Here is a 25,283-nt window from a genome sequence, read left to right as displayed (position 1 = left end):
TCCATGACGAGGCCGGTGACGATGCCGACCGCGTAGTTGATCACGTACAGCTGGCCCCAGAAGCGGACCTGGCGGGCGTCCTTGCGGACACGGCGGCCCGCGCCCACCGGCTGCTCGCCGAGCTCCTCGCCGGCCGGCCGGTCCCGCCGGTGCCGGGGGCGGGGCTGTCGGCCGCCGAGGACGCGGTGCGGCTCGCGGCCGGCGGGCCGCCGTCGTGGGTCGCGGGGCGCCTCGCCTCCCGTACCGGGCGGTCGCGGGCGGGCCTGGAGCTGGCCACGCGCGCGTGGCGGTGGGGCGGGGCGGCGGCCCTCGCCGTGCTGGAGGAGGCGTGGACGCCGGACGAGGAGGCCCTGGCCCGGGCCGCGGCGCGGCTCGCCGGGGCCTGGGAGGACGGCGAGCGCCCGGAGCTGAGCCGGTCGGGGGCGTGCTGGACGGTGGCGGGCGCGGAGGCGCAGCTGCGGCTGGGCGAGGACGGCCGGTGGTGGCCGTACCGGCGGACCGGGGGCGTCTGGTCCCCGGCGGGTCCGGCGGACCGGGACCCGGCGACGGCGCTCACGATGGCGACGGCGGACGCCGAGCGGGAGGACTGACCCCTCCCGCCCCCTCGCCCGGCCTCCCGCCGCGTTCCCCTCGCCTCCCCTCGCTCCCTTCTGTTCCCCGGCGTCGCGCTCCCGCGGCGCCGGGGTTCGCGCGTGCGCCCCCTCCCGCTTCGGAAAGGCCGTCGAACGACACACAGTCTGATCATTTGATGTCAATTTCCATACGCATTCCCACCCTCTTATGCGGCTGAATTGACTGATAGAACGCTTCCTTCCATCGCGGTCACATGCCAATGCCGAACTGACTATGCTCCGCAGATGTGTTGCTCCGCTCACAGCGCGTCATGACCGCTGGGAGCGGGCACCGCCGAGCACGTGTACGCGACCGGTCGCCGGCCCGTTTTTTCCCGCCGGCGCGTCGCGCCCCTTCAGTCCGCTCCCATTCCAGACCGCCGAGGGAAGCCGTTGATGGTTCGCGCAGGTTCAACTTCCAGAGCCAGGCCGGGTGCGATGGCTCCGGTGTGGCTCGTCCCGCCGGGCGTCCTGGCCGCCCTCTTCGCCATAGGGCTGCTCTTCGCGCCTGCGGAGATACGGACACCGGTGGCCTGGTACGGCTTCGCGGCGGTCTCCCTCACGGTCGGCAGCACGGCCCTGACCGTGCGCCTGGCACGGGCGGCCGAGGCGGCCCGGCACACCCGGGCGGTGCAGGCCGCCCGGCAGGCCGCCGCGGAGCGCGAGGCCGCGCTGCTCGCGCGCCTCGCCGACCAGCGCACCACCACCGTGTGGATGGCCGAGGAGCTGCTGCCCGCGGCCGTCGCCCGGCTCCAGAAGGGCGACCCGGCCTCCGAGATCGTGAACTCCGTCCGCTTCGGGGACCACCTCGACGACGGCTTCACCGAGGCCCTCAAGGGAGCGCTGCAGACGCTCCTGGAGGCCGTGGAGGCCGAGGAGAACACCCGGGACTCCTCCCAGCGGGCCCTCGTCGCCGTCGCGCGCCGCGTCCAGGCGATCGTGCACCAGCTCGCCAAGGACCTCCGCGAGATGCAGATCGTCCACGGCACGGACCTCGTGCTCGCCCGCGGCCTGCAGGACGTCGACCACCGCAACGCCCTGATCGGACGGCTCGCGGCCAGCATCGCGGTGCTGGGCGACGCCCGCCCCGGCCGCCAGTGGTCGAAGCCGATCCCGCTCTACGACGTGCTGCGCGGCGCCATGTCGCGCATCGTGGACTACCCGCGGGTGAAGCTCCAGTCGGTCACGGAGGCGGCGGTGATCGGCCCCGGCGCCGAGCCGCTGATCCACCTGCTCGCCGAACTCCTCGACAACGCCACGACGTTCTCGCCCCCGCACACCCCCGTGGAGGTGAGCGCCGTCGAGGTGCCCTCCGGCATCGCGATCGAGATCGAGGACCGCGGCGTCGGCCTGACCGAAGAGGTCCGGCACCGCATCAACCGCGTGATGACGGAGTCGGCCTCGGGCCTGTTCCTGGCCGGCCTGGGCGAGGTCACGCAGCTCGGTCTGCCGGTCGTCAGCCGGCTCGCCCGCGAGCACGGCTGCGACGTCGACCTGCGTCCCTCCGCCTACGGAGGCGTACGGGCCGTGATCCTCGTACCCCGGCGCCTGATCACCACGGTGGAGAGGCCCGTAGTGAGAACCCCTCAGCCCGGCCGGAAGCACGCGGCCGGACCCCGGCCCCTGCCGAAGCGGTCCGAGGCGGCGGCCCCGACGCCCCCGCCCGCCCCGCGGCCTGTGCCGCCGCCCACCCCCGCGCCCCCGCCCGTCCTCACCCCCCTGGACGACGGCGCGGCGCCGTACATCGACGGGAAGACCCTCAACGGCCTGCCCCGCCGCCGCCGCGACTCGCCCGTCCCCACGCCGGTCGTCCGCACCGGCCCCGAGCCCGCCCCCGCCCCCCGGAAGCCGGCCCGTCAGCCCGGACTGATGTGGGAGGCGTTCAACGGCGACAAGCGCTCGGGCACCGATTCCTCCACTCCGCACAGCCAGCCGTCTGATGAGGTCGAATAACATGCAGCCACTGCCCAACATCGACTGGATGCTCACCGAGCTCGTGGGCGGCGTTCCGCACGTACGGCACGTGGTCGTCCTCTCCTCGGACGGCCTGTGCATCGGCCAGGCCAACACGGCACCCGACACCGCCGACGCGATCGCCGCCGCCTGTTCCGGCATCCAGAGCCTGGCCCGGGCCATCGCGCAGATGTTCCCGCACGGAAACGGCACCACCCACATGGTCGGCATCGAGGCCGACGGCGGCTACTTCTCCCTGATGGCGGCCGGTCCCGGCGCGTACCTCGCCGTCCTGGCCGACGAGGAGGTGGACGCGGGACTGCTCGGCGACCGCATGCGGACGCTGGTGGTCAGGATCGGCCGGCACATGACCAGTCCCCCGCGTGAAGACGTCCGGCAGGCGATGTGACCTCGGAGAACCACGCGTCCTGGGACGAGGGAACCCCCGTACCGCTGTACGTGATCACCGGCGGCGAGGGGTCCTCGGCCAAGACCTTCGACCTCGTCACGCTGATCGCGACGAGATCCGCGCCGGAGCCCTCGATGCAGCCCGAACAGGCCGCCATCCTCTCCATGTGCGAGTACCCGCTGTCGGTGGCCGAGATCTCGGCCTACCTCAGCCTTCCGTTCAGCGTCGTCACCGTGCTGCTGTCCCAGCTCGTCGACGACGAACGCGTCGAGGCGATTGCGCCCGTGCCCGTCGCGGCCTTCCCCGACCGCGGCCTATTGGAGGCGGTGATCCATGGACTACGGAGACTCTGACACGCTCAGGGCAGGCCCGCGCGACACCGACCTGCTGCTGCCCCACGGCGCCAGGGGGGTCAAGGTCGTCGTCGTCGGCGGCTTCGGCGTCGGCAAGACGACGATGGTCGGAGCGGTGAGCGAGATCCCCCCGCTGACCACCGAGGAGCGCATGACGCAGGCCGGCGTCGGGATCGACCACAACCCCGGCGCGTCGGGCAAGAGCACCACGACCGTCGCGATGGACTTCGGCCGGATCAGCATCAACGAGGAGCTGATCCTGTACCTGTTCGGAACCCCGGGACAGGAGCGGTTCTGGTTCCTGTGGAACGGCATCTTCGAGGGCGCGCTCGGCGCCGTGGTCCTCGTCGACACCCGCAGGATCGAGGTCTGCTTCGAGATCATCACGCGCCTGGAGGACCGCCGCGTCCCGTTCGTCGTGGCCGTCAACACCTTCCCCGAGGCCCCCCAGTACCCGCTACCAGAACTGCGCACGGCCCTGGCCCTCAGCGACTCCGTCCCCCTCGTCACCTGCGACGCCCGCGACCGGGCGTCCTGCCGGGACGCCCTGCTCTCGCTGATGGTCTACCTGTGCACCCTCGCCGCCCAGGAGACCGCATGACCCTCCCCGCCCACGAACACGCCGCCCAGCAGACCGGGCTCGTGCCGCCGCCCGGCTGCCCGGCCCACGCGTCCACCGGGCCCGGCGGAGCGACCCGGCTCTACGGGCCCGCCGCCGAGACCGACCCCATGGGCCTGTACGAGGAGCTGCGCGCCGTCCACGGCCCGGTGGCGCCCGTCCTCCTCGACGGCGACGTCCGCGCCTGGCTCGTCCTCGGGTACAACGAGAACCGCGACGTGGCCACCCGCGCCACCCAGTTCTCCCGCGACCCGCGGGTCTGGCACGGCTGGAGCACCGGGGAGATCGACCCCGCCACCTCCCCGCTGATGCCGATGATCGGCTGGCGCCCCGACTGCGTCTGCGCGGACGGCGAGGAGCACCAGCGGCTGCGCAGCGCGGTCACCACCTCCCTCGACCAGTTCGACCACCGGGGGATCCGGCGCCGCATCAACCGCTTCGCCCACGAGCTGATCGACACCTTCTGCGAGGACGGCGAGGCCGAGCTCGTCGACCGGTTCACCGAGCACCTGCCGATGCTCACCCTCATCCATCTGCTCGGCATGTCGGACGAGGCGGCGCCCAAGCTCGTCCAGGCCGCCCGGGACCTCTTCAAGGCCACCGAGACCTCGCTCGCCAGCAACGCGTTCGTGGTGGAGAGCCTGGAGCAGCTCGTCCGGGACAAGCGGTACAAGCCCGGTCAGGACATCGCCTCCGCGCTGATGTCCCACCCGGCGGGCCTCACCGACGAGGAGGTCGTGCACCACCTGCGCCTGATCCTGCTCGCCGGCTACGAGACCACGGCCAACCTGATGTCCAACGTGCTGCGGATGGTGGTCACCGACCCGCGGTTCCGCGGTTCGCTGGCCGGCGGTCAGATGACGCTGCCCGAGGCGGTGGAGCAGGTCCTGTGGGACGAGCCGCCGCTGATGGTGTGCCCGTCCCGGTACGCCAACGGGGACACCACCCTCGGCGGGCAGCAGATCAGGGCGGGCGACATGCTGCTGCTCGGCCTGGCGGCCGGGAACATGGACCGGGCGGTCCGGCCCGACCCCGCGGCGCCCGTCCACCACAACCGCGCCCACCTGTCGTTCAGCGCCGGCAGCCACGAGTGCCCCGGGCAGGACATCGGCCGCATCATCGCCGACACCGGCATCGACATCCTGCTCACCCGGCTGCCCGACATCGTGCTGGCCGTCCCGGAGGAGCAGCTCAGCTGGCGGTCCTCGACCTGGGCGCGGCACCTGACGGCGCTGCCCGTCACGTTCGCCCCGCGCGCCCCGAGGGCCCATCAGTTCGAGGCGCCGCTGCCGTCGGCCCCGCCCCCGCAGCTCGCCGAGGTCCCGGCGCCGGCCGCGGCACCGGAGGACGTGCCGGAGCCCGCCGGGCCGGTCGGCCGGCCCGGGGCGCGTCCCTCGTGGTGGGAGCGGCTCCGGCGGATGCTAGGGCTGTCGTAGTCCCGTCACGGCTCGGCGTCGACGCCGAGCCCCACGGCCGAGGGGGGCGTCGCGGCGTGCCGGCCGGCCCCCCTCCGGTACGGCTCGTCGACGGGCCCGGCGGACAGGCGCTGTTCGGGGAAGGACGGTTCGGCGGGGACGTACCGGGGGGCGCCGGTGTACCAGGCGTGGAGGCCGGACAGGAAGCTGCACGCCCCGCCGATCCAGGTCTCCAGCTCGGCCCGCTCCTCCGGGCTCAGGCCGGCCCGGCGGGCCAGCAGCGGGACGTCCTCCTCGCGGTGCTGCTCGAAGTCGCGCATGCGGGAGTTGACCAGGTGGACGGAGGCGGGGACGGCCTCGCGCAGGGGGATGCCGAGGGAGGTGCCGATGACGACGACGAGGTTGTTGACGTCGTGTTCCTCGTGGACTTCCCGTTCGTAGGAGGCGATGTCGTTCGCCAGGCCCATGACGTCCATGAACGCGGCGGTCAGTCCGCGCACGGTCCGGCTGTGCCGGATCCGCTCGGGTATTCGGGCGCCCGTGGCGAGTTCGACGGAGTAGGGGGCGGTGTGGGCGGCGAAGCTCTCGCGGCGGAACGGCGCGTAGTCGATCAGGTGGGGGACGCGGCCGGTGCGGCTGTTGGTCAGCTCCTCGACGCCGGCGTCGATGTAGCGGGCCAGGGAGCGGTTGAACTCCTGTCGCCAGTGCGCCAGTCGGGGTGGGAAGAGGTGCCGCTGGAGGTCGGCGATCCCCCGCTCGACGGCGTTGACCGGCTCGGGCGGGCGGACGCCCTCCCCGGGGCGCAGGAAGGCGTGGAGCCGGGCGGTGAAGTCGTGCGCGGCCTGGAGGTCGCTGGTCCGTTTGAAGGCGTGGGCGAAGTAGTCGTCCCAGGCGAGGGCCCAGATGTTGAAGCGGTGGTTGAGCCGGAGGGCGTCGGGTGAGGCGTCGGGCAGGGTCCAGGCGGTGAGGAGGTCCACCGTCATGGCCCGGAACTGGGTGAGGGTCCAGATCGGGCGCTCGGGCCGTCCGTCCCCGGCGTCCAGCATGCCCATCTCGCGCGCCCAGGTCTCGCTCTCCGCGCGCAGGCCCGGCAGGTGCGGATTGACCCGTAGCGGATGAGGCATCCACAACTCGGGGATTTCGACGGCATGCAGGGGCATGGTCGCTCCACCTCCTTCAGTCCTCAAAATCCGTTGTCTGTTGCCACCGTCACTGACGGCCGTCAATTCCCGCCACGTGACGCTGCAAACCTGCCCGTCCGATCATGCCCACAACCCCCGGCCGAAGCGAGTCCGATTTCTGGGAACACAGGGGTCTTCCTGGGCAGTTGTGTCCTCCTGAAGCCACGGGCCCCTCGGCGGCGCGCTGCCGCGAGGGGCCCGTGGGGGTGGCGGCCATGGCCTGTTCCGGCCGGGGCCGGGGGCCGCCGTCCGGCGGTCCGGGTGGTCAGGCGAGGCGGTCGAGGAGGGTCTGGCACGCCTCTTCGCAGGCGCGGCACGCCTCGGCGCAGAGCCGGCAGTGCCCGTGGTGCGGGGCGTGCCGCTCGCACTCGGCGGCGCAGGCGCGGCAGGCCGTGCGGCAGGCGGCCAGGACGGCCGCGGTGACCTCGGTGTCGTGGCCGGTGTGGCGGGACAGCACGGCCGCCGTGGCGGTGCAGACGTCCGCGCAGTCGAGGTCGGTGCGGATGCAGGTGACGAGCTCGCCGACCGCGCCCTCGGAGAGGCAGGCGTCCGCGCAGGCGGTGCAGGCCTGCGCGCAGGTGATGCAGGCCTCGACGCAGCGGGCCGTGGCGTCGGTGTCGAGGCCGTCGAGGGCTGCCGGGAAGGTGTTGATCATGCCTCGTACTGCGGTCTCCATGGCGGCGGCTCCTTCCGGGGGGCGCGTTACGGCGCGGTGGGGCGCCAAGGCGCTTACCCGGGCCCGGGGCCGTTCATCCGGCGGATCCGATTCCGGTTCCGGGGGCCGGGGCCGGGGGTTTGGAGAGTTCGCCGAGGAGCTTCCAGGTGCGGCGGCGGTCGTCCTCGCCGCCGAGGTCGATCGCCGTGAACACGATCTCGGTGGCGCCCGCGTCGCGGTAGCGGCGCACCTCGGCGGCGACGGCCTCCTCGTCGCCGAGGACGGCGAGGTCGGCGGCCCGGTCGGCGCCGGAGAGCTCGATGACGCGCCGGTAGGAGGGGATCCGTTCGTAGAGGGAGAGGGCTTCGGCCGCCCGGCGGCGCAGTCCTTCGGGGTCGGCGGTGACCGTGCCGGGCACGAGGGCCACGATCCGGGGCGCGGGCCGGCCCGCCGCCTCCGCCGCGGCGGTCACCGCGGGGACGATGTGCTCGGCGAGGGCCCGCGGTCCGGCGAGGAACGGCAGGACGCCGTCGGCGAGTCCGCCGCTGACGCGCAGGGCCTGCGGTCCCATGGCGGCGACCAGGACCGGCACCGGCGGCCGGGCTCCGGGAACGGCCGCCGAGTACGGGGTCGTCGCGGTCAGCAGCTCGCCGTGGAAGTCGGCCTCGCCGGTCTCCAGGAGGGGGCGCAGGGCGGTGAGGAACTCCCTGAGCAGGCCGATGGGCCGCTGGTGGGGCAGTCCGAAGGCGGTCTCGGTGAGGTGCCGGGTGCCGAGGGCGAGCCCGAGGTGGTAGCGGCCGCCGGTGGCGGCCTGGGCCGTCTGGGCCTGGCTGGAGACGAGCAGCGGATGGCGGCCGAAGATCGGGAGCGCGGCCGTCCCCACGTGCAGGCCGGGCACCTCGCGGCCGACGATCGCGGCCAGCATGGGCGAGTCGTACGCGAAGGACTGGCCGAACCAGGCGGAGCGCAGCCCGGCCTCCCGGGCCTCGCGCGCGAGGCTCACGGTGGTGTCGAGGGGAAGCTGCCGGGCGGTGGAGCTGAGCGTGACGCCGAGAGTCATGCCTCTCGCAACGTGCCTTCGCCGCAAGGGAATTCCCGCACCGGCCGGCCCGGCGCGGGGTTCGGCGCCGGGTCGGCCGGGGGCGGCGGTCAGGCGGTGGCCGCCCTGGTGAGGAGCGCGCCCATGGCGGCCAGGACGGCGGGTTCGACGCGGTAGTAGACCCAGGTGCCGCGCCGCTCGGAGGAGAGCAGCCCGGCCTCCTTCAGCTTCTTGAGGTGGTGGGAGACGGTGGGCTGGGAGACGCCGACGTCGGAGATGTCGCAGACGCACGCCTCGCCGCCCTCGTGCGAGGCGACCGCGGAGAACAGCCGCAGGCGTACGGGGTCGCCGAGCGCCTTGAACATCCTGGCGGTCCGCTCGGCCTCCTCGGCGGTCAGCGGGCGCTCGTCGAGCGGCGGGCAGCACGGCTCGACCTCGGGCTGGAGCAGCGGCAGGGCCTTCGCGTTCGACATGTGTCTATGTTGACACATGTCGAATCAGGGGGGAGGGGGTCCGGGCGGCGGAACCCATGGATTCGATGAATGTCTATGTTGACGTTCATCGATATCCACTGCCATGCTGGGGGCAGAAGAGATCGACAGACGTCGAAACAGAGGGAGATCGCCATGAACGCCTCCGCCGCCGACCGGCTGCCCGTCGTGGTCATCGGGGCCGGCCCCACCGGCCTGGCCGCCGCCGCCCACCTCGTGGACCGGGGGATCGAGCCGCTGGTCCTGGAGGCCGGCGCGCAGGCGGGGGCGGCGGTGCGCGCGTGGGCGCACGTGCGCCTCTTCTCCCCCTGGGGCGAGGTCACCGACCGGGCCGCCGAGAAGCTGCTCGCGCCGACCGGCTGGGTGCGGCCCGACGCGGAGGGCTACCCGACCGGCGGGGAGTGGGCCGAGCGGTACCTGCGGCCGCTCGCCGACGTCCTCGGCGACCGGGTGCGCCTGGGCGCCCGGGTCACCGGCGTCTCCCGCGCCGGCCGGGACCGGATCGTCGACGCCGACCGCGCCGCCCAGCCCTTCACCGTCCACGTCGTCCACGCCGACGGCCGCGAGGAGCGGATCACGGCCCGCGCCGTCATCGACGCCTCCGGCACCTGGTCCCGCCCCGGCCCGGCCGGCGGCGACGGCCTCCCGGCCCTGGGCGAGCGCGCGGCCGCCGACCGCGTCTCCTACCGCGTCCCCGACCTCGCCGACCCCGCCGTCCGCGCCCGGTACGCGGGCAGGCGCACCGCCGTGATCGGCTCGGGCGCCTCCGCCTTCACCGCCCTCGCCCTCCTGGCCGACCTGGCGAAGTCCGAGGACGGCGCCGGCACGCACGCCACGTGGATCCTGCGCCGGGGCATCTCCGGCTCCACCTTCGGCGGCGGGACCGCCGACCGGCTCCCCGCCCGCGGCGCCCTCGGCCTCGCCGCCAAGGCCGCCGTCGACGAGGGCCGCGCCGACGCCGTCACCGGCTTCCGCACGGAGGCGATCGAGCGCGACGGCGACGGGCGCCTCGTCCTGGTGGCGGAGGACGGCCGCCGGCTCGACCCGGTCGACGAGGTCGTCGTCCTGACCGGCTTCCGCCCCGACCTCTCCTTCCTCGACGAGCTCCGCCTCGACCTCGACGAGCGCCTCCAGGCCCCGGTCGCCCTGGCCCCGCTCATCGACCCCAACCAGCACTCCTGCGGCACCGTCTACCCGCACGGCGCGGGCGAGCTCTCCCACCCGGAGGAGGGCGTCTACCTGGTCGGCATGAAGTCCTACGGCCGCGCCCCGACCTTCCTCGCCCTCACCGGCTACGAGCAGGTCCGCTCCGTGGTCGCCGCCCTCGCCGGCGACCACGAGTCCGCCGGGCGCGTCGAACTGGTCCTGCCGGAGACCGGGGTCTGCGGCGGCGCCGGCCTCTTCGACCAGCCGCCGGCCGACGACTCGCGGGCGGACGGCGGCGGTTGCTGCGCCCCGGCCCCGGCCCTGGTCCAGCTCGGCACCACGGCCCCGGACTCCGCCATGATGGAGGCATGAAGACCCTTGCCGAAGTGGACGACCTGGCCGAGCGCGCGCACGCCGGCCAGGTCGACAAGGTGGGCGTCCCGTACGTGGAGCACGTGCGGGCCGTGGCCGCGGGACTGGCCCCGTTCGGGGTCGAGCTGGCCATGGCGGGGCTGCTCCACGACGTCGTCGAGGACACCTCGTGGACGGCCGGGGAGCTGCGGGCCGCCGGGATCCCCGAACGGGTCGTCCGCCTCGTCGAAGCCGTCACCCACGAGCCCGGCGTCTCCTACGAGGAGAAGATCCGCCGCATCGTCCGGGACCCCGACGCCACGCTCGTGAAGATCGCCGACAACGCGCACAACAGCCGGGCGGACCGGGCGGCGGGGCTCGCGCCGGAGCAGCGGGAGCGGCTCGCCGCCAAGTACCGTGCGGCGCGGCGTGAGTTGTGGGCCGCCGCCGACCCCGCGCACGTCACGGCGATCCTGCGGATCGTCAATCCGGAGCTGCTGGCCGAGCTGCCGGGGGCGTAGCGCCGCCGGGGCGCCCGGACCGGTCCTTCCCGGCGTCGGGGCCCTGAGGGGCACGCGCGGCGGCGGGCGGCGGGTGCCCCTCAGGGGGTTCGGGGGTCAGGCGCGGCAGCGGAGGAGTTCGAGCGGCGGGTGGGCGAGGAGGTCGGCCCAGAACTCCTCGCCGTAGGCGCGCAGGCCCTCCTCGGAGATCCGGAGCGGGAGCCACTCCACGTCGCGGAAGCCGGCGGCGGCCAGGGCGTCCTCGTAGACCTCGCGGCGCGGGGCGCTGCCGACGATGCTGATGGGGTGGGGGTCGAGGAGGGCGGTGACCCGGACCTTCGGGCCCGTCTCGATCTCCTCGCCGGTCGGCTCGCAGCGGAAGCCGTACGTCTCCAGGGAGGCGCAGTCGAAGGCGTAGTCGGGCTTCTGGGCGAACACGTAGAAGGCGCCGCCGGGGACCAGGCTGCGGTGGATGCGGGCGCACATGCGCTCCAGCTCCGCGCGGGAGCCCGCGTAGTTGAGGCACTGCACACCGAGCGCGAGGTCGAACGGGCGGTCGAACTCCCGCAGTTCGGCGACGTCGCCGACCTCGTAGCGCAGGCCCAGCGGGTCGCGGGCCTCGATGTCCCGTGCGGCGGCGATCATCTCGGAGGAGATGTCGACGCCGAGGACGTCCGCGGCGCCCCGGCGCTTGAGCTCGCGGCTGTAGAAGCCGGTGCCGCAGGCGAGGTCGAGGACCGTCCTGCCGGTGACGTCGCCGACCAACCCCAGGACGCTGGGGACCTCTCCGTAGCGGGCGAGCGGAAGCGCCTTGAACCCCTCGAACGCCTCGCCGATCCCGTCGTACTGCTGCACCGTCATGTGCCGCTGCCCCTCGTGTTCGTCGGGTGGTGTGCGGGCGCGCCGGCTCCGCGGACGGGGTGTCCGCGGGGCGCGCCGGGCGCGGCCGTGGCACAGAGTCTGCGCCGCCCGCGCCCGGCCGCCGTACTGTCGGATGGCACGAGAAACCGCGCGGCCGGCCCTCGTATCCCCCAAGGAGAGCCGCTGATCAGGGACCCGGTCCGGCGGCGGCCCCGGGGGCGGGGCGGTCAGCTGCGGAGGTACGAGGCGCCGTTGAGGTCCAGGATCGTCCCGGACGCCCACTCGGCGGCGGGCGAGGCGAGCCAGAGGACGGCCGCCGCGATCTCGTCCGGTCCGGCGACCCGGCCGAAGGGGCTCTGCGCGCGGATCGCCTCGCCCTCGGCCCCCTCCAGGCGGGGCGCGACCCGTTCGGTGGCGAAGAAGCCGGGGGCGACGGAGGCGACGCCGATGCCGTGCGGGGCGAGGGAGACGGCGAGGGACTGGCCCAGGGCGTGGACGGCGGCCTTGGTCGCGCCGTAGGCCGGGTGGTCCGGTTCGCCGCGGAAGGCGCCCCGGGAGCCGATGTTGACGATCCGCCCGGGTGCGCCCCGGTCGATCATGCGGCGGGCCACGAGGTGGCTCAGGTTCGCGGTGGCGAGCAGGTTCACGGCGACGTGCCGCCGCCAGATCTCCACCCACTCCTCGTACGGGGTGTCCGCGAGGGGGTGCGGGAGGTTCACGGCGGCGTTGTTGACCAGGACGTCGATCGCGCCGAGCGCCCCGGCCGCCGCGTCGACGGCCTCGGCCGCGCCGGCGGGGTCCGCGAGGTCGCCGCCGACCAGGACGTGCCCGGTCCCGTCGAGGGAGGCGAGGGTGGCGCGGGCCTCGTCGGCGCGCGTGCCGTGGTGGACGGCGACCCGGTCGCCGTTGGCGGCGAACGCCCGGGCGACCGCCCGGCCGAGTCCGCGCGAGGCGCCGCTGACGAGGACGCCGCGGCCTGTGTCGGGCAAGCGCACCGGGATGCCTTCCGGTCGGGGACGTACCGTACGGTCCGTCATTCTGCCCGCCGGGCGGGGGCGGTGGGCCGCCGACCCCGCCCGACAGAAACAACACCCCTCTTTGGAAGGTTTTGTGGCACTCCGGATACTGATCCGGTCAGGAAGAGTTCCGAACCGATCAAGAACGCCTCTATAGTGCGGTCGTTCCGAACCTCCCTGTGCCTGCCTCTCGAGAGTCCGGTTGATGTCGGCGTCGCCCACCCCGTTCCGCCCCGCCCTGATCACCTCCGTGCTGACCCTCGCCGCGGGCGGTGCCCTCACCGCCGCCGCGACGAGCGCCGCACCGGCCGGAGTCCGCTCCTCCCTGGCCTGGTTCGCGGTCTGCGGCGTCCTGCTGCTCGCGGCCGCCGCCTTCGCCGTCACCTGGTACGCGCGCACCGCCCGCGGCCTGGCCGGGCGGGCCGAGCGGCTGGCCGCCCAGGTCGCCTCCCAGGACACCTACGCCGCCTCGCGCCAGGCCGCCGCCGAGCGCGAGGCGGCCGAGCTGAAGAGGCGCCACGAGGCCGACCTCGCCGCCCTGGAGGCCGCCCACGCGGCCCGCGCCGACGAACTGGTCCGCGCCCAGCGGGCCGAGGCCGAGCGGCTCGCCGCCACGCACGCGGCCGCCGTCGCCGGCCTGGAACAGCGCCTGCGCCGCGCCGAGTCCGCCCGCTCCGCCGCCCTCGCCGCCGCCGCCAACGCGGCCGGCCGCATGCAGGCGCTGGCCACGAGCATGATGGCCGACCTGCGCGAGATGGAGCACCGGCACGCCGACGAGGACGTCCTCTCCGACCTCCTCCACCTCGACCACCGCACCGCCCAGGCGGGCCGGCTGGCCGACTCCGTCGCCGTCCTCACCGGCGCCCGCTCCGGCCGCCGCTGGGCCCGGCCCATCGTCATGGAGTCGATCCTGCGCGGCGCCATGGGCCGCATCGCCGGCTACCAGCGGGTCCGGCTGCACTCCACGTGCGAGGCGTCCGTCGCCGGGCACGCGGCCGAGGGCGTCATGCACGCGCTCGCCGAGCTCCTCGACAACGCCGCCAACTTCTCCCCGCCCAGCGCCGAGGTCCACGTCTACGTGGAGGAGGTCCCGGCGGGCGTCGTCATCACCGTCGAGGACAGCGGCCTGACCATGAGCGACGTCCAGCTCCGGCGCGCCGAGGCCGCCGTCGACGCCACCGCCGTCCAGGACCTGGCCGGCCTCTCCGGCACCCGCCTCGGCCTGCACGTGGTCGGACGGCTGGCCCGCAAGCACAACCTGTCCGTCTCCTTCCGGCCCTCCGCGCGCGGCGGCACCGGCGTCGTCCTGATGATCCCCCAGGAGATCGTCACCCGGGGCGCCGAGCCGGCCGCGGCCCCCGCCGCGCCACCGGTCACCGCCGCCCGCGCCGTGCCCGCCCCCCGTACCGCCCCCGACGCCCTGCCGGCGGCCGGAGCGGAGCCCGGGCCGGAGACCGCCCACGAGGCCGCGGGCGAGCCCCCGGCCGAGGGCGCCGGACCCGGGGCGCTGCTGCCGCGCCGCCGGCGCGGCCGGACCCTGGCCGCGCACCAGGAGAGCGGCAGGGCCCCCGCCGAACCAGCCCGCCGGACCGGCTCCCGCGCCGACGAGGCGGCCCGCACCTCGGCCCGCTTCGGCACCTTCCACCGCGCCGTCCGCGGCACCGGGGCCCCGTCCGGCGAGGCCGGCCCCGACCAGGCCCCCGGCTCCGGCACCGCCGTTCCCCCCTCGGCGGAACCGACCACGCCGTCCTCGAACCACCCCCATTCGGAAGGCAATCCGTGATGACCGGCACGACCACCGACGACAAGCTCAGCTGGCTCCTGGAGGGCCTGCTGGAACGCACCCCGGGCACCCGGCACGCGCTGGTGCTCTCCCGGGACGGCCTCAAGCTCTGCCGCACCTCCGGACTCTCCGTCGACCAGGCCGACCAGCTCGCCGCCATCGCCGCGGGCATCCAGAGCCTGTCGCACGGGGCGTCCGTGGAGTTCGGCGACGGCACCGGCGGGGTCCGCTCCGCGATGGCCGAGTTCTACGGCGGGATCCTCTTCATCGTCGAGGCCGGGGAGGGCGCCCACCTCGCGCTCGTCGCCGACGAGGACGCCGACGCCGGGCTCGTCGGCCACAACATGACCGAGCTGGTCGAGCAGCTGGGCGAGCACCTCGTCGCGAGGCCGCGGGGATGAGCCGCGCCAGGCCGGGTCGCGACGACTCCCCCGACCGGCTCTACACCCTGACCGGCGGCCGCAGCGGCACCGGGTCCACCGCCTTCGACGTGGTCACGCTCGTCGTGGCGGAGAGCGACCCGGTGCCCGGCATGCAGTCCGAGCACGCCGCCATCCTGCGCATGTGCCGCTTCCCCACGGCCGTGGTGGAGGTGGCCGCCGGGCTCGGGCTGCCGGTGTCGATCACCAAGATCCTCCTGGCCGACCTGCACGACACCGGCCGGATCAGCGCGCGGCACCCGCGCCCCACCTCGTACCGCCTTCCCGATCACGACATCCTGGAGCAGGTACTCGTTGGACTCCGCAATCTCTGAGCAGCACCAGACCCTGAGCAGCACCGCCGACAACGGACTGAAGATCGTCGTCGTCGGCGGCTTCGGAGTCGGCAAGACCACCCTGGTCCGCTCGGTCAGCGAGATCCGTCCGCTGAACACCGAGGAGACCATGTCGCAGGCGGGCGAGGGCATCGACGACACCGTCGGCGTCACCGCCAAGACGGCCACCACCGTCGCCTTCGACTTCGGCCGGATCTCGCTCGACGCGCACAACGTGCTGTACCTGTTCGGCGCGCCCGGCCAGGAGCGGTTCTGGTTCCTGTGGGACCGGCTCTTCGCCGGGACGCTCGGGGCGGTCGTCCTCGTCGACACCCGGCGGATCGCGGACTCCTGGTACGCGGTCGACCGGCTGGAGCACCACGGCACCCCGTTCGTCGTCGCCTGCAACGACTTCGGCGGCCCCGCGCACACCGCGGCCGAGATCCGCGAGGCCCTCGACCTCGCCGACGAGGTCCCGCTGGTCTTCTGCGACGCCCGGTCGCGGGAGTCCAGCAAGCAGGTCCTCATCTCGCTCGTCGAGCACCTGAAGAACGTCGTCGCCGCCGACCCCGAGCACGGTCCGCGGCCCGTCCCGGAGCCCGCCCCGTGAACCCTGCCGAGCCCGCGCCCGTCCCGCTGAGCGGCCCCCGCTTCCACACCGACCCCGTCGAGCTGTACCGGCGGATCCGGCGGGACCACGGGGCCGTCGCCCCGGTCGTCCTCGACGGCGACGTGCCCGCCTGGCTCGTCCTCGGCTACCGCGAGCTGCACCAGGTCACCAGCGACCCGGTGCTCTTCTCGCGCGACTCCGAGCTGTGGAACCAGTGGGACGCCATCCCCGCCGACTGGCCGCTGCTGCCGATGATCGGCCGCAAGCAGCCGTCCGTCCTCTACACCGTCGGCGAGCGGCACCGCGAGCGGGCCGGCGTGATCGCCTCCGCGCTGGAGGCCGTCGACCCCTTCGAACTGCGGCAGCGGGCCGAGCGGTTCGCCGACGAGCTGATCGACGCGCTCTGCGGCAAGGGCGCCTGCGACATCGTCGCCGAGTACGCCATGCTGCTGCCGGTCCGGGTCCTCGCCAGCATCTACGGCTTCGCCGACGAGCAGGGCCCGGGGCTCGTGACCGCCATGAACGACATGATCAACGGCGGGCCGGGCGCGCTGGCCGGCCAGCGGCACCTGGCCGAGTCGATGGGGGCGCTGCTCGCCGCCAAGGCGGAGGCCCCCGCCGACGACGTCGCCTCGCGGATGCTCGGCAACACCGCTGGCTTCACCGTCGAGGAGGTCGCCCAGGACCTCATGGTGATGATGGCCGCCGGACACCAGCCCACCGCCGACTGGATCGGCAACTCGCTGCGGCTGATGCTGACCGACGACCGCTTCGCCGCCTCGCTCTCCGGCGGCCGGCACAGCGTCGGCGAGGCGATGAACGAGGTCCTGTGGGAGGACACCCCGACGCAGAACGTCGCCGGCCGCTGGGCCTCGCGCGACACCCACCTGGGCGGGAAGCGGATCGAACGCGGTGACCTGGTGCTGCTCGGCCTCGCCGCCGCCAACGCCGACCCGCACGTCCGGACCGACGCCGGCGCCCTCACCGGCGGCAACAACGCCCACCTCTCCTTCGGCCACGGCGAGCACCGCTGCCCGTTCCCCGCGCAGGAGGTCGCCGAGACCATCGCCCGGACCGGCATCGAGGTGCTGCTCGACCGGCTCCCGGACGTCGACCTCGCCTGCGCCGAGTCCGAGCTCACCCGCCGCCCCTCCCCCTGGCTGCGCGGCCTCACCGCGCTGCCCGTGACCTACACCCCGACACCCGCACTTGGAGGGACCGCATGAGCTGCCCCATCGACCACACGGCGGGCGCCGAGCCCGTCGTCCTCGACCCGTTCGTCACGGACCTCGACGGCGAGGGCGCCCGGCTGCGCGCGGCCGGCCCGCTGGCCCGCGTCGTGCTGCCCGGCGGCGTGCCCTGCTTCGCCGTCACCCGGCACGCCGAGGCCCGGGCGCTGCTCACCGACGCCCGGCTCGTCAAGGACATCGGGCAGTGGGGGGCCTGGCAGCGCGGCGAGATACCCCTCGACTGGCCGCTGATCGGCCTCGCCAACCCCGGCAGGTCGATGCTGACCGTGGACGGCGAGGAGCACCGGCGGCTGCGCACGCTGGTCGCGCAGGCGCTCACCGCGCGCCGGGTGGAGCGGCTGCGGACCGGCATCGAGGAGCTGACGGGCGGGCTGCTCGACCGGCTGGCCGAGCACCCGGCGGGCGAGACGGTGGACCTGAAGGCGGAGTTCGCCTACCCGCTGCCGATGAGCGTGGTCAGCGAGCTGATGGGCGTGGACGCGGCCGACCACCCGCGGATGAAGGAACTGTTCGACAAGTTCTTCTCGACGCAGACGCCGCCGGAGGAGGTGCCGCAGATGATGGCGGACCTCGGCGCGCTCTTCTCCCGCATCGTGGCGGGCAAGCGGGAGTCGCCCGGCGACGACCTGACGAGCGCGCTGCTGGAGGCCTCGGAGAACGGCGACCGGCTCACCACCGAGGAGATCACCAACACCCTCCAGCTGATGGTGGCGGCCGGCCACGAGACGACGATCAGCCTGATCGTGAACGCCGTGGTCGCCCTGGAGACCCACCCGGAACAGCGGGCCCTGGTCCTCAAGGGCGAGGTGCCGTGGGAGAACGTGATCGAGGAGACCCTGCGCTGGTCGACGCCCACCTCGCACGTGCTGATCCGGTTCGCGAGCGAGGACATCCCGGTCGGCGACCGGGTCCTGCCGAAGGGCGAGGCGCTGATCGTGTCGCACGGCGCGATCGGCCGGGACGAGCTCCAGCACGGCCCGACGGCGGGCGACTTCGACGTCACCCGCGCGCCGATCCGGCACATCTCCTTCGGTCACGGCCCGCACGTCTGCCCGGGCGCGGCGCTCTCCCGCCTGGAGGCGTCGGTGGCGCTCCCGGCGCTGTACGCGCGCTTCCCGGAGCTGCGGCTCGCGGTCCCGCGCGAGGAGCTGCGGAACAAGCCGGTCGTCACCCAGAACGACCTCTTCGACCTGCCGGTCGTCCTCGGCTGACCCCCGGACCCGCTCGTCACGGTGGCCCGTTCCCTCCGGGGGGCGGGCCGCCGCCGTTCCCGCGCACCTCCTTTCCGCAAGACCGTGCAAGATCTTGCGGACCCGGCGGCGGGGCTGGTTGACTCGCCGGGGTTCCGCGAGAGGAGAAGCGATGAGCAGCGCGTACGACGTCCTCGTCCTGGGAGGGGCGGGCGTCGACACGATCGTGTACGTCCCCGAGCTGCCGCTCCCGTACGCCGACAGCTACATGATCCGCCCCGGCATCGAGACCCGCGCGGGCCAGACCGGCGACTTCGTGGCGCTCGGGGTCAGCGCGCTGGGGCTGCGCGCCCACCACCTGGACATGCTCGGCGACGACCCGGCCGGCGAGCTGGTCCGCGCCCTCCACCGCGACCGGGGCATCGCCCTCACCGAGGTCCCGCAGCCCGCCGGCACCAAGCGGGCCGTGAACCTCGTGGGCCCCGACGGCCGCCGGCTCTCCCTCTACGACGACAGCCGCTCCCGGGAGTCCGACCGCTTCCCGGAGGACCTGGTCCGCGGACTCGCCGCGGCCTGCCGGCACGCGCACGTGTCGATCACGCACCCCTGCGCCTTCGCCCTGCCGCTGCTCCACGAGGCGGGGCTCGGCGTCTCGACGGACCTGCACGACTGGGACGGGGAGAACCCGTACCACGAGCCGTTCGCGTACGGCGCCGACGTGGTCTTCGTCTCGACGGCGGCGCTGCCCGACCCGGAGGCGACCGCGCGCCGGATCCTGGAGCGCGGCCGGGCGGAGGCGGTCGTCGTCACGGCCGGCGCGGAGGGCTCGTACCTGTTCACCCGCGCGGGCGGGGGGCCGGTGCACGTCCCGGCCGTCGCGCCGCGCCGCCCGGTCGTCGACTCCAACGGCGCGGGCGACGCCTACGCCGCCGGTTTCCTCTTCGGCCGGCTGACCGGCGAACCCCCGGAGCGCTGCGCCCTGTACGGCGCGGTGGCCGGCGCCCACGCCTGTACGGTGCCCGCGACCGCGAGCGACGCGATCGACCGGGCGGCGCTGCTCGCCGGGGTCGCCGCCCTCAGCTGACGCGGGGCAGCGCCGCGCCGACCGCCGCGTGGACGGCGCGGGCGAGGCGGGCGCCCCAGAGGGAGCGGGGTCCGGCGAAGGGCTCGGCGGGGCCGCCGGGCCGGGGCGCGCGGGCGAGGACGCAGACGGCGTCGGTCGGGGTGCCCGAGCAGTCGTGGCCGGCGTCGAGCAGCGCCTGCACCTTGGCCTCGGTGGCCGTGGCGACGGCGTTGACCAGCGCGGCGTCGGTGAGGGGCGCCGGGACGGTGACGACGATGTTGATCGTGCCGGGGGGCTGCGGGGCGGGAACGGCCGGGCCGGGGGCCGCGGCCCAGCCCCGGACGTCGATGCCGGCGGTGGCGACCGCGACGGCGCCGCCGTCGGAGGCCGTCCCGTGCCGGGCGACCTCGGCGGCGGTCATCAGGCCGACGCCGGGCCCGCGCAGTCCGGCCCGCCCGGCGAGCGCGGCGAGGTGCCGTCCGGGGTCGGTGCGGGCGTAGCCGTGGGCGACCTGGACGTTCATGACCCAGTGCCGTTCCCCGATGCCGCCGCCGAGGACGGCGCTGCTGACGGCCCGCCAGCCGGGGCCGGGCCGCCACAGCAGGGCGCCGAGCCGCCGGCCGTCCTCGTCCCGTTCCAGGAGCTCCGGCAGGGTCGGTTCCACCACGGCGGTCACTGCTGCGCTCTCCTCGTTCACCCGGACGTCCCGGTGATCCTACGAGGCCCCCGCCGCCCGGCTCCCACCGGCCGTGCGGGCCCGGGGCTACGGGGTGTCCGGGGCTACGGGGTGTCCGGGGCTACGGGGTGTCCGGGGCCGTGCGGACCGGGAAGCTGAAGGTGCGGCCCTGCTCCTTCAGCCACGGCAGCACCTCCCGCAGCGCCGTCACGCTCTGCGAGCGGTCGCCGCCGCCGTCGTGGAAGAGGATCGTCGGACCGTTGGACAGCTCGTTCTTGACGGTCGCCACGATGGCGGCGGCGCCGGGGCGTTCGAAGTCCTTGGTGTCCACGTTCCAGCCCAGCGGCCGCATCCCGGCGGCCGCGGCTATCTTCCGGCTGTCCGGGGTGAAGGCCCCGCCCGGGGCGCGGTAGTACTGCACCTCGGCCCCGCCGGCCGCCTCCTCGATCATCTTCCGCGCGTCGAGGATCTGCCGCTTCTGGTACGCGACCGGCTTGCGGTCCATCGTCGTGTCGTGGGTCATGGTGTGGTCGCAGAGCCGGTGGCCCTCGGCCACCACCCGCCTCACCAGGTCCGGGTGCCGCTTCGCCTGCGGGCCGATCATGCAGAAGACGGCCTTGACGTCGTTCTCCTTCAGGATGTCCAGCATCTTCGGCGTCCAGCGCGGGTCCGGCCCGTCGTCGATGGTGATGTTGACGGCCCGTCCGCCGGCCTCGGCCGCGTGCGCGATGCCCTGCGGCACCCGCACCGTCGGCTGCGCGGGCCGGCTCGGCTCCTGGGCCCGCTGGGCCGGCACCCCGGGCCGGGCGGCTCCCCCGGCCCCCGGGGCGGCCTCGTCCTCGCCGCCCACCAGCGCCGTCGCCCCCCACGCGGCCAGGCTGATGCCGACCGCCGACGCCAACACGGCCACGTGCGCGGTGTACTTGCCCATCCGGCGCATGCGCCCTCCGATCCTCGCGTTCCCGATCCGACCCCGCGCCGTCCGGCGCGTTCCCGGGGGAGAGGACGACACATGCCCCGAACAGGTTTCACCCGTTCGGCGGATGTGACAGAGCTACCGTTCGGCTGTGATTCCGCTGCTGTTCGGATGGTGCGCCGGACGGGCTTCCGGTGCAGACTGTGCACCACACCTGGTCGAGTTCCCGTCTGGAGGCCGGAAGAGTGAGCGGCGGCAGCGTCGGGCGGCGCCTGACCGGCAGGGTCTCCCCCGTGCGGGCCTCGACGGTGTACCGGTCCGCGGCGGTCCGCGCACGGCGCCGCCGCGACGACGGGGAGGCGTCCACCGTCGGGCGGCTCGCCTGGCTCAACGCCGCGAGCACCCGCATCGGCACCACCCTGGACCTGGAGCGCACCGCCCGGGAGCTGGCCGAGTTCACCGTCCCCGACTTCGCCGACGGCGCCGCCGTCGACATCCTGGAGAGCGTCCTGCACGGCGAGGAGGGCTCCCGCTGGACCGGCCGGGGCGTCCCCCCGATGCGGGCGGTCGCGCTCTCCGCGGTCGACACCATGACCACACTGGAGGCGGTACCGGTCGGCGAGATCTACGTCCGCGACCAGAAGCGGCACGAGACCCTGCTCCACCGGTACTGCCTGCGGCAGGGCAAGCCGGTCATGGTGGCCCGGATGCGCGAGGGCGACTTCGACCGCGTCGCCCCCACCGCGAGCGGCGCGGCGAAGATGCGCGCCCTGGGCGTGCACAGCTACCTGGCGGTGCCGCTGATCGCCCGCGGGCTGCTGCTCGGCAGCGCCGACTTCGTCCGCGGCCCCGGCAGCCCGCCGTTCTCCCCCACCGACCTGGCCCTGGCCGAGCAGCTGGCCTCCCGGGCGGCCGTCTTCATCGACAACGCCCGGCTGTACGGCCGGGAGCGCGAGCGCGTCGTCACGCTCCAGCGCAGCCTGCTGCCCCGCGCCACCCCGGACACCCCCGGCCTGCGGGTGCACGCCGAGTACGCGCCCTCGGCGGCCCGGCACGCGGTGGGCGGCGACTGGTACGACGTCATGTCCCTGCCCGGCGGCCGGACGGCCCTGATGGCGGGCGACGTCATGGGCCAGGGGCTGCCGGCCGCCGCCACCATGGGGCGGCTCCGGGCCGTCGCCCGTACCCTGATGACCCTCGACATGGCGCCCGAGCGGGTCCTCGCCCGGCTCGACCTCGCCACCCGGGACCTGGAGGACGACCAGGTCGCCACCTTCCTGTGTGCGGTCCACGACCCCGCGGGCTCCCGGGTCACCCTGGCGGGCGCCGGCCACCTGCCGCCGCTCCTCCTCGACGGGCGTGGCGGGGCCGAGTTCGTCGCGCTGCCGGCCGGGGCGCCGCTGGGCGCGGGGGTGATCCCGTACGACCCGGTGACGGTGGCCGTCCCCGACGGCGGAGCGCTCGTCCTGTACACCGACGGCCTGGTGAAGGCGCGCGGCGCCGACCTGGAGGCCCAGCTCGGCCGGCTGCGGTCGGCGGCGCTCGCCCTGCCGCCGGACGCCCTGGAGGGCGGCGGGCTGATCGCGGCGGCCCCGGCCGGGCCCGGCCGCTTCGACGAGGCGGTGGTGCTGACCGCCCGGGCCGTCCCGCCCGCGCCGGGGACCGAGCTGCGGGTGTGGCCGCTGTCCGACGGCGGCCGGGCCGCGTCGGAGGCCCGGCGGCTGGTCACCCGCCAGCTCGCCGACTGGGGCCTGGACGACCTCGCCGACGTGTGCGAGCTGGTCGTCTCCGAACTGGTCGGCAACGCCCTGCGGTACGGCAACGGGCCGGGCGAGCTGCGGCTGCTGCGCGGCGAGCGGCTGGTCGTCGAGGTCTCGGACACCGGTCCCGACCTCCCGCAGATCCAGCACGCCGACCTCAGCGACGAGGGCGGCCGCGGCCTCCAGCTCGTCAACATGCTCTGCCGCCGCTGGGGTTCCTGCCGCACCCCCGGCGGCAAGGTCGTCTGGGCCGAGCAGGACCTGCCCTCCTGAGCCTCCGGCGGGGCCGGGGCCGTGCCTCCCGGCCGTACCGGCCGTGCTAAGAAGGCCGGATGACGTTCACACGGGGCCGGCGGGTGCGCCTGGCGGTCGATCTGAGACTGGCCGGGACGGTCACGGCGGCCGGCGACCCGGCGGAGGAGCCGGAGGCGGTGGCCGGGGCGCTGCTGCTCGGGGCTGGGGCGGAGGGCGTCGTCGAGCGGGTCGACGAGCCGGAGGAGCCCCGGCCGGACCCGGAGGCGGCCGAGTACGAGCGGCTGCTCTCGCTCCTGGAGTCGTACGGCGCCCAGATGCCGCCCGCGAGCCGGGAGCGCCTGGAGGAGCAGGTGCGCGGCCTGGAACCGGCGTGGAACGCGTACCGGAACCGCCGTCCGGTCGTCACGGCGCGGGTCCGGCTCGACGGCGGCCTGGTTCTGGACCGGGTCCGCACGGACGTGCTGACCGCCGTCTGAACCGCGCCGGCGGGGAGCGGCGGACGGCTCGCCGCCTCGCGGACGGCGGGGCACCCTACCAGCCGCGCCCGTCCACTCCGGCGAAGTTCGAACACTCTCCACAGCCGGACGGCTCCGTACGGTAGTCATGGGCCAGGGAGGAAACACCTTGGTCTTCAGTCTGATCCGTCGCCGCGCGTCCGCCCCCGCCGGCGGCGCTTGCCCCCACTCGGCCGCCCCCGCGGCCCCCGCCCCGGCGCCCTCCGCCGTCCGCGAGCCGGACCGGGTGGACCGGCGGGAGGCGGAGGAGTTCGTCCGGCAGTTCCACGACGAGTGCCCGGGCGCCGGGGACGCGGACGCCCGGGTCCGCCGGGTGCGGGCCGAGATCGCCCGTACCGGCACCTACGAACACACCCCCGAGGAGCTGGCCTTCGGCGCCCGGGTCGCCTGGCGCAACGCGGCCCGCTGCATCGGCCGCCTCTACTGGAACAGCCTCGTCGTGCGGGACCTGCGCGACGTGTCGTCCGCCGACGGGATCGCCGAGGCCTGCGCCGAGCACCTGCGCGCGGCGGGCGACGGCGGAAGGATCCGCCCGGTCCTCACCGTCTTCGCCCCGGACCGGCCCGGCCGTCCGGCGCCCCGGATCGTCAACGACCAGCTGGTCCGGTACGCGGGCCACCGCACCCCCTCCGGCCGCTGGGTCGGCGATCCGCGCGCGGCGGCGGCCACGGCCCTCGCCCGCGAGCTGGGCTGGAAGCGGGAGGAGGAGCCGTTCCAGGTGCTGCCGCTGATGGTGCGGGAGCGGCCCGGCGCCCGCCCGGAGCGGTACGGGCTGCCGGACGGCGCCGTGCGGGAGGTGGCGCTGCGCCACCCCGAGCACGCCTGGTTCGCGGAGCTGGGACTGCGCTGGTACGCGGTGCCGGCGATCAGCGACATGGTGCTGGAGATCGGCGGGGTGCGGTACCCGGCGGCGCCGTTCAACGGCTGGTACATGGGCACGGAGATAGGCGCCCGGAACCTCGCCGACGCCGACCGGTACGACCTGCTGCCGCTGGTGGCGGAGCGGCTGGGCCTGGACCGCTCCTCGGAGCGGACGCTGTGGCGGGACCGGGCGCTGGTGGAGTTGAACGTGGCGGTCCTGCACTCCTTCCAGGAGGACGGGGTGACGATGGCGGACCACCACACCGAGTCCGAGCGCTTCCTGAAGCACGTCGCGCGCGAGCGGCGGCACGGCCGGCCGACGCCGGCCGACTGGAGCTGGATCGTGCCGCCGCTGTCAGGCGCGGCGACGCCGGTCTTCCACCGCTACTACGACCCGGTCGACCCGTCCCTGCGCCCGGCGTTCGTCCCCCGGCGGGGGTAGGCCGTTCCTTCCGGACCACGCCGGGCTCGGGGTCAGTACCGGCCGCCGCCCGCGCGGTTGCCGCGTCCGCCCCTGCGGGGGCGGCGGGCCTGGCGGGAGCCGGCGGGGTCCGTGGCGCCGCCGGCGGCCTCCGGGGAGGAGAACAGCACGGGGACGCCGGGGGCGGAGGCGGCGGGGGCGGCCGGGGCCGCGGTCCGCGGCTCGGGCACCCGCTCCGGTCCCGGTGCCCGGGCGGGGCTCGCGGCGCGCGCCACGACCCGGGCGTGGGTGATCAGCGGGGCGCAGACCTCGCAGATCTCGGCGAGCGTCCAGACCTCGCCGACGGCGGGGTTGTGGATGAGGACGAGCAGGGTCCGGCCGGAGCACAGGGCCCGGGCCTGGTGGTGGCGGCAGCCGGCCCCGCCGCAGGCGCAGGAGGCGTTCGGCCGCGGGGTGGCGAGGCGGGCGTGCGCCCGGACGTGCTCGGCGGCGAAGGCGCGCAGCGCGCGCACGTCCTTGGAGCGCTCGGGCATGCGGCAGCCCGCGGTGGTGCAGCTGACCCGCGCCGAGTGGTCGTGGTGGCCGGTGAGGCGAATCGTCCAGGTCCTGCCTGGCACACGGGATCCGAG

At 75.1% G+C, this 25,283-nt stretch carries 27 protein-coding genes; 18 read left to right on the top strand and 9 right to left on the bottom strand.

Going from position 1 to position 25,283, the window contains the following annotated elements; translation table 11 throughout:
* The first annotated feature begins 149 nt into the window (after positions 1-149).
* From AB0E83_RS19315 to AB0E83_RS19290, 6 genes are all read left to right on the top strand, one after another.
* The gene (locus tag AB0E83_RS19315; RefSeq protein ID WP_362112785.1) at positions 150-590 is read left to right on the top strand and encodes a hypothetical protein; all 441 of its coding nucleotides are present in this window, start codon (positions 150-152) and stop codon (positions 588-590) included.
* 459 nt (positions 591-1,049) lie between these two features.
* Positions 1,050-2,564, top strand: a complete 1,515-nt coding sequence (locus AB0E83_RS19310; RefSeq protein WP_362112782.1) for a sensor histidine kinase — start codon at positions 1,050-1,052, stop codon at positions 2,562-2,564.
* Position 2,565: 1 nt separating this feature from the next.
* Positions 2,566-2,973: a roadblock/LC7 domain-containing protein gene (locus AB0E83_RS19305; protein ID WP_362112779.1), complete on the top strand. Its 408-nt coding sequence runs from the start codon at positions 2,566-2,568 to the stop codon at positions 2,971-2,973.
* Positions 2,970-3,326, top strand: a complete 357-nt coding sequence (locus AB0E83_RS19300; RefSeq protein ID WP_362112776.1) for a DUF742 domain-containing protein — start codon at positions 2,970-2,972, stop codon at positions 3,324-3,326. Before AB0E83_RS19305 ends, AB0E83_RS19300 begins: the two co-directional genes overlap by 4 nt.
* Positions 3,307-3,927 (top strand): ATP/GTP-binding protein, encoded by a 621-nt coding sequence (locus tag AB0E83_RS19295; RefSeq protein WP_362112773.1) that lies wholly within the window; start codon positions 3,307-3,309, stop codon positions 3,925-3,927. The genes AB0E83_RS19300 and AB0E83_RS19295 overlap by 20 nt, the downstream gene beginning before the upstream one ends.
* Positions 3,924-5,381, top strand: a complete 1,458-nt coding sequence (locus AB0E83_RS19290) for a cytochrome P450 (protein ID WP_362112770.1) — start codon at positions 3,924-3,926, stop codon at positions 5,379-5,381. Before AB0E83_RS19295 ends, AB0E83_RS19290 begins: the two co-directional genes overlap by 4 nt.
* Before the next feature lie 5 nt (positions 5,382-5,386).
* On the opposite strand, the gene AB0E83_RS19285 is transcribed toward AB0E83_RS19290, so the two are convergent.
* From AB0E83_RS19285 to AB0E83_RS19270, 4 genes are all read right to left on the bottom strand, one after another.
* Entirely contained in the window at positions 5,387-6,520 is a 1,134-nt protein-coding gene (locus AB0E83_RS19285; protein ID WP_362112767.1) for a hypothetical protein, read from the bottom strand.
* A gap of 286 nt (positions 6,521-6,806) precedes the next feature.
* Entirely contained in the window at positions 6,807-7,217 is a 411-nt protein-coding gene (locus AB0E83_RS19280; RefSeq protein WP_362112764.1) for a four-helix bundle copper-binding protein, read from the bottom strand.
* A gap of 73 nt (positions 7,218-7,290) precedes the next feature.
* Complete coding sequence (locus tag AB0E83_RS19275) at positions 7,291-8,256, bottom strand: LLM class F420-dependent oxidoreductase (protein ID WP_362112761.1); 966 nt, start codon at positions 8,254-8,256, stop codon at positions 7,291-7,293.
* 89 nt (positions 8,257-8,345) lie between these two features.
* Entirely contained in the window at positions 8,346-8,708 is a 363-nt protein-coding gene (locus tag AB0E83_RS19270) for a metalloregulator ArsR/SmtB family transcription factor (protein ID WP_362112758.1), read from the bottom strand.
* Positions 8,709-8,861: 153 nt separating this feature from the next.
* On the opposite strand from AB0E83_RS19270, the gene AB0E83_RS19265 reads away from it, so the two are divergent.
* On the top strand, positions 8,862-10,244 hold the full coding sequence (locus tag AB0E83_RS19265) for an NAD(P)-binding domain-containing protein (RefSeq protein WP_362112755.1): 1,383 nt from the start codon (positions 8,862-8,864) through the stop codon (positions 10,242-10,244).
* The gene (locus AB0E83_RS19260) at positions 10,241-10,744 is read left to right on the top strand and encodes an HD domain-containing protein (protein WP_362112752.1); all 504 of its coding nucleotides are present in this window, start codon (positions 10,241-10,243) and stop codon (positions 10,742-10,744) included. The genes AB0E83_RS19265 and AB0E83_RS19260 overlap by 4 nt, the downstream gene beginning before the upstream one ends.
* A gap of 96 nt (positions 10,745-10,840) precedes the next feature.
* Here AB0E83_RS19260 and AB0E83_RS19255 read toward each other — a convergent pair whose 3' ends face one another.
* Both AB0E83_RS19255 and AB0E83_RS19250 read right to left on the bottom strand, forming a co-directional pair.
* Positions 10,841-11,584, bottom strand: coding sequence for a class I SAM-dependent methyltransferase (locus AB0E83_RS19255; RefSeq protein ID WP_362112749.1), 744 nt, complete (start codon positions 11,582-11,584; stop codon positions 10,841-10,843).
* A 227-nt stretch (positions 11,585-11,811) separates the two neighbouring features.
* Positions 11,812-12,621, bottom strand: coding sequence for an SDR family oxidoreductase (locus AB0E83_RS19250; protein WP_362112746.1), 810 nt, complete (start codon positions 12,619-12,621; stop codon positions 11,812-11,814).
* Positions 12,622-12,805: 184 nt separating this feature from the next.
* Between AB0E83_RS19250 and AB0E83_RS19245 the strand changes: the two genes are divergently transcribed.
* The 7 genes from AB0E83_RS19245 to AB0E83_RS19215 all read left to right on the top strand — a co-directional run bounded on the left by AB0E83_RS19245 (position 12,806) and on the right by AB0E83_RS19215 (position 19,271).
* Entirely contained in the window at positions 12,806-14,383 is a 1,578-nt protein-coding gene (locus AB0E83_RS19245; RefSeq protein WP_362112743.1) for an ATP-binding protein, read from the top strand.
* Positions 14,383-14,784: a roadblock/LC7 domain-containing protein gene (locus AB0E83_RS19240; RefSeq protein WP_031012374.1), complete on the top strand. Its 402-nt coding sequence runs from the start codon at positions 14,383-14,385 to the stop codon at positions 14,782-14,784. Before AB0E83_RS19245 ends, AB0E83_RS19240 begins: the two co-directional genes overlap by 1 nt.
* Positions 14,781-15,137 carry a DUF742 domain-containing protein gene (locus tag AB0E83_RS19235; protein WP_362112740.1) on the top strand — a complete coding sequence of 119 codons (357 nt, stop codon included), beginning with the start codon at positions 14,781-14,783 and terminating at the stop codon, positions 15,135-15,137. Before AB0E83_RS19240 ends, AB0E83_RS19235 begins: the two co-directional genes overlap by 4 nt.
* Complete coding sequence (locus tag AB0E83_RS19230; RefSeq protein WP_362112737.1) at positions 15,118-15,747, top strand: ATP/GTP-binding protein; 630 nt, start codon at positions 15,118-15,120, stop codon at positions 15,745-15,747. The genes AB0E83_RS19235 and AB0E83_RS19230 overlap by 20 nt, the downstream gene beginning before the upstream one ends.
* Positions 15,744-16,973 carry a cytochrome P450 gene (locus AB0E83_RS19225; protein WP_362112734.1) on the top strand — a complete coding sequence of 410 codons (1,230 nt, stop codon included), beginning with the start codon at positions 15,744-15,746 and terminating at the stop codon, positions 16,971-16,973. The genes AB0E83_RS19230 and AB0E83_RS19225 overlap by 4 nt, the downstream gene beginning before the upstream one ends.
* Positions 16,970-18,208: a cytochrome P450 gene (locus tag AB0E83_RS19220; RefSeq protein WP_362112731.1), complete on the top strand. Its 1,239-nt coding sequence runs from the start codon at positions 16,970-16,972 to the stop codon at positions 18,206-18,208. Before AB0E83_RS19225 ends, AB0E83_RS19220 begins: the two co-directional genes overlap by 4 nt.
* Before the next feature lie 151 nt (positions 18,209-18,359).
* The gene (locus tag AB0E83_RS19215; RefSeq protein WP_362112728.1) at positions 18,360-19,271 is read left to right on the top strand and encodes an adenosine kinase; all 912 of its coding nucleotides are present in this window, start codon (positions 18,360-18,362) and stop codon (positions 19,269-19,271) included.
* Here AB0E83_RS19215 and AB0E83_RS19210 read toward each other — a convergent pair.
* Both AB0E83_RS19210 and AB0E83_RS19205 read right to left on the bottom strand, forming a co-directional pair.
* Positions 19,264-19,926, bottom strand: coding sequence for an adenosylcobinamide amidohydrolase (locus AB0E83_RS19210; RefSeq protein ID WP_362112725.1), 663 nt, complete (start codon positions 19,924-19,926; stop codon positions 19,264-19,266). The two genes, AB0E83_RS19215 and AB0E83_RS19210, sit on opposite strands and share 8 nt — an antisense overlap.
* Before the next feature lie 121 nt (positions 19,927-20,047).
* On the bottom strand, positions 20,048-20,866 hold the full coding sequence (locus AB0E83_RS19205) for a polysaccharide deacetylase family protein (protein ID WP_362112722.1): 819 nt from the start codon (positions 20,864-20,866) through the stop codon (positions 20,048-20,050).
* A 221-nt stretch (positions 20,867-21,087) separates the two neighbouring features.
* Here AB0E83_RS19205 and AB0E83_RS19200 point away from each other — a divergent pair, with 221 nt between their 5' ends.
* From AB0E83_RS19200 to AB0E83_RS19190, 3 genes are all read left to right on the top strand, one after another.
* On the top strand, positions 21,088-22,875 hold the full coding sequence (locus AB0E83_RS19200; RefSeq protein ID WP_362112719.1) for a SpoIIE family protein phosphatase: 1,788 nt from the start codon (positions 21,088-21,090) through the stop codon (positions 22,873-22,875).
* Positions 22,876-22,934: 59 nt separating this feature from the next.
* Positions 22,935-23,333: a hypothetical protein gene (locus AB0E83_RS19195; protein ID WP_362112716.1), complete on the top strand. Its 399-nt coding sequence runs from the start codon at positions 22,935-22,937 to the stop codon at positions 23,331-23,333.
* A gap of 148 nt (positions 23,334-23,481) precedes the next feature.
* Complete coding sequence (locus tag AB0E83_RS19190; protein WP_362112713.1) at positions 23,482-24,675, top strand: nitric oxide synthase oxygenase; 1,194 nt, start codon at positions 23,482-23,484, stop codon at positions 24,673-24,675.
* A gap of 32 nt (positions 24,676-24,707) precedes the next feature.
* Here the strand turns inward: AB0E83_RS19190 and AB0E83_RS19185 are convergent, their stop codons facing one another.
* A complete protein-coding gene (locus tag AB0E83_RS19185) occupies positions 24,708-25,271 on the bottom strand; it encodes a hypothetical protein (RefSeq protein WP_362112710.1) in 564 nt (187 codons plus the stop codon).
* Positions 25,272-25,283 lie beyond the last annotated feature (12 nt).

It is taken from the genome of Streptomyces sp. NPDC035033, from assembly GCF_040636735.1.
Taxonomy (GTDB): Bacteria; Actinomycetota; Actinomycetes; order Streptomycetales; family Streptomycetaceae; genus Streptomyces.
Note: the sequence above shows the minus strand (reverse complement) of the source record. Positions and strands in the feature narration are given on the sequence as shown.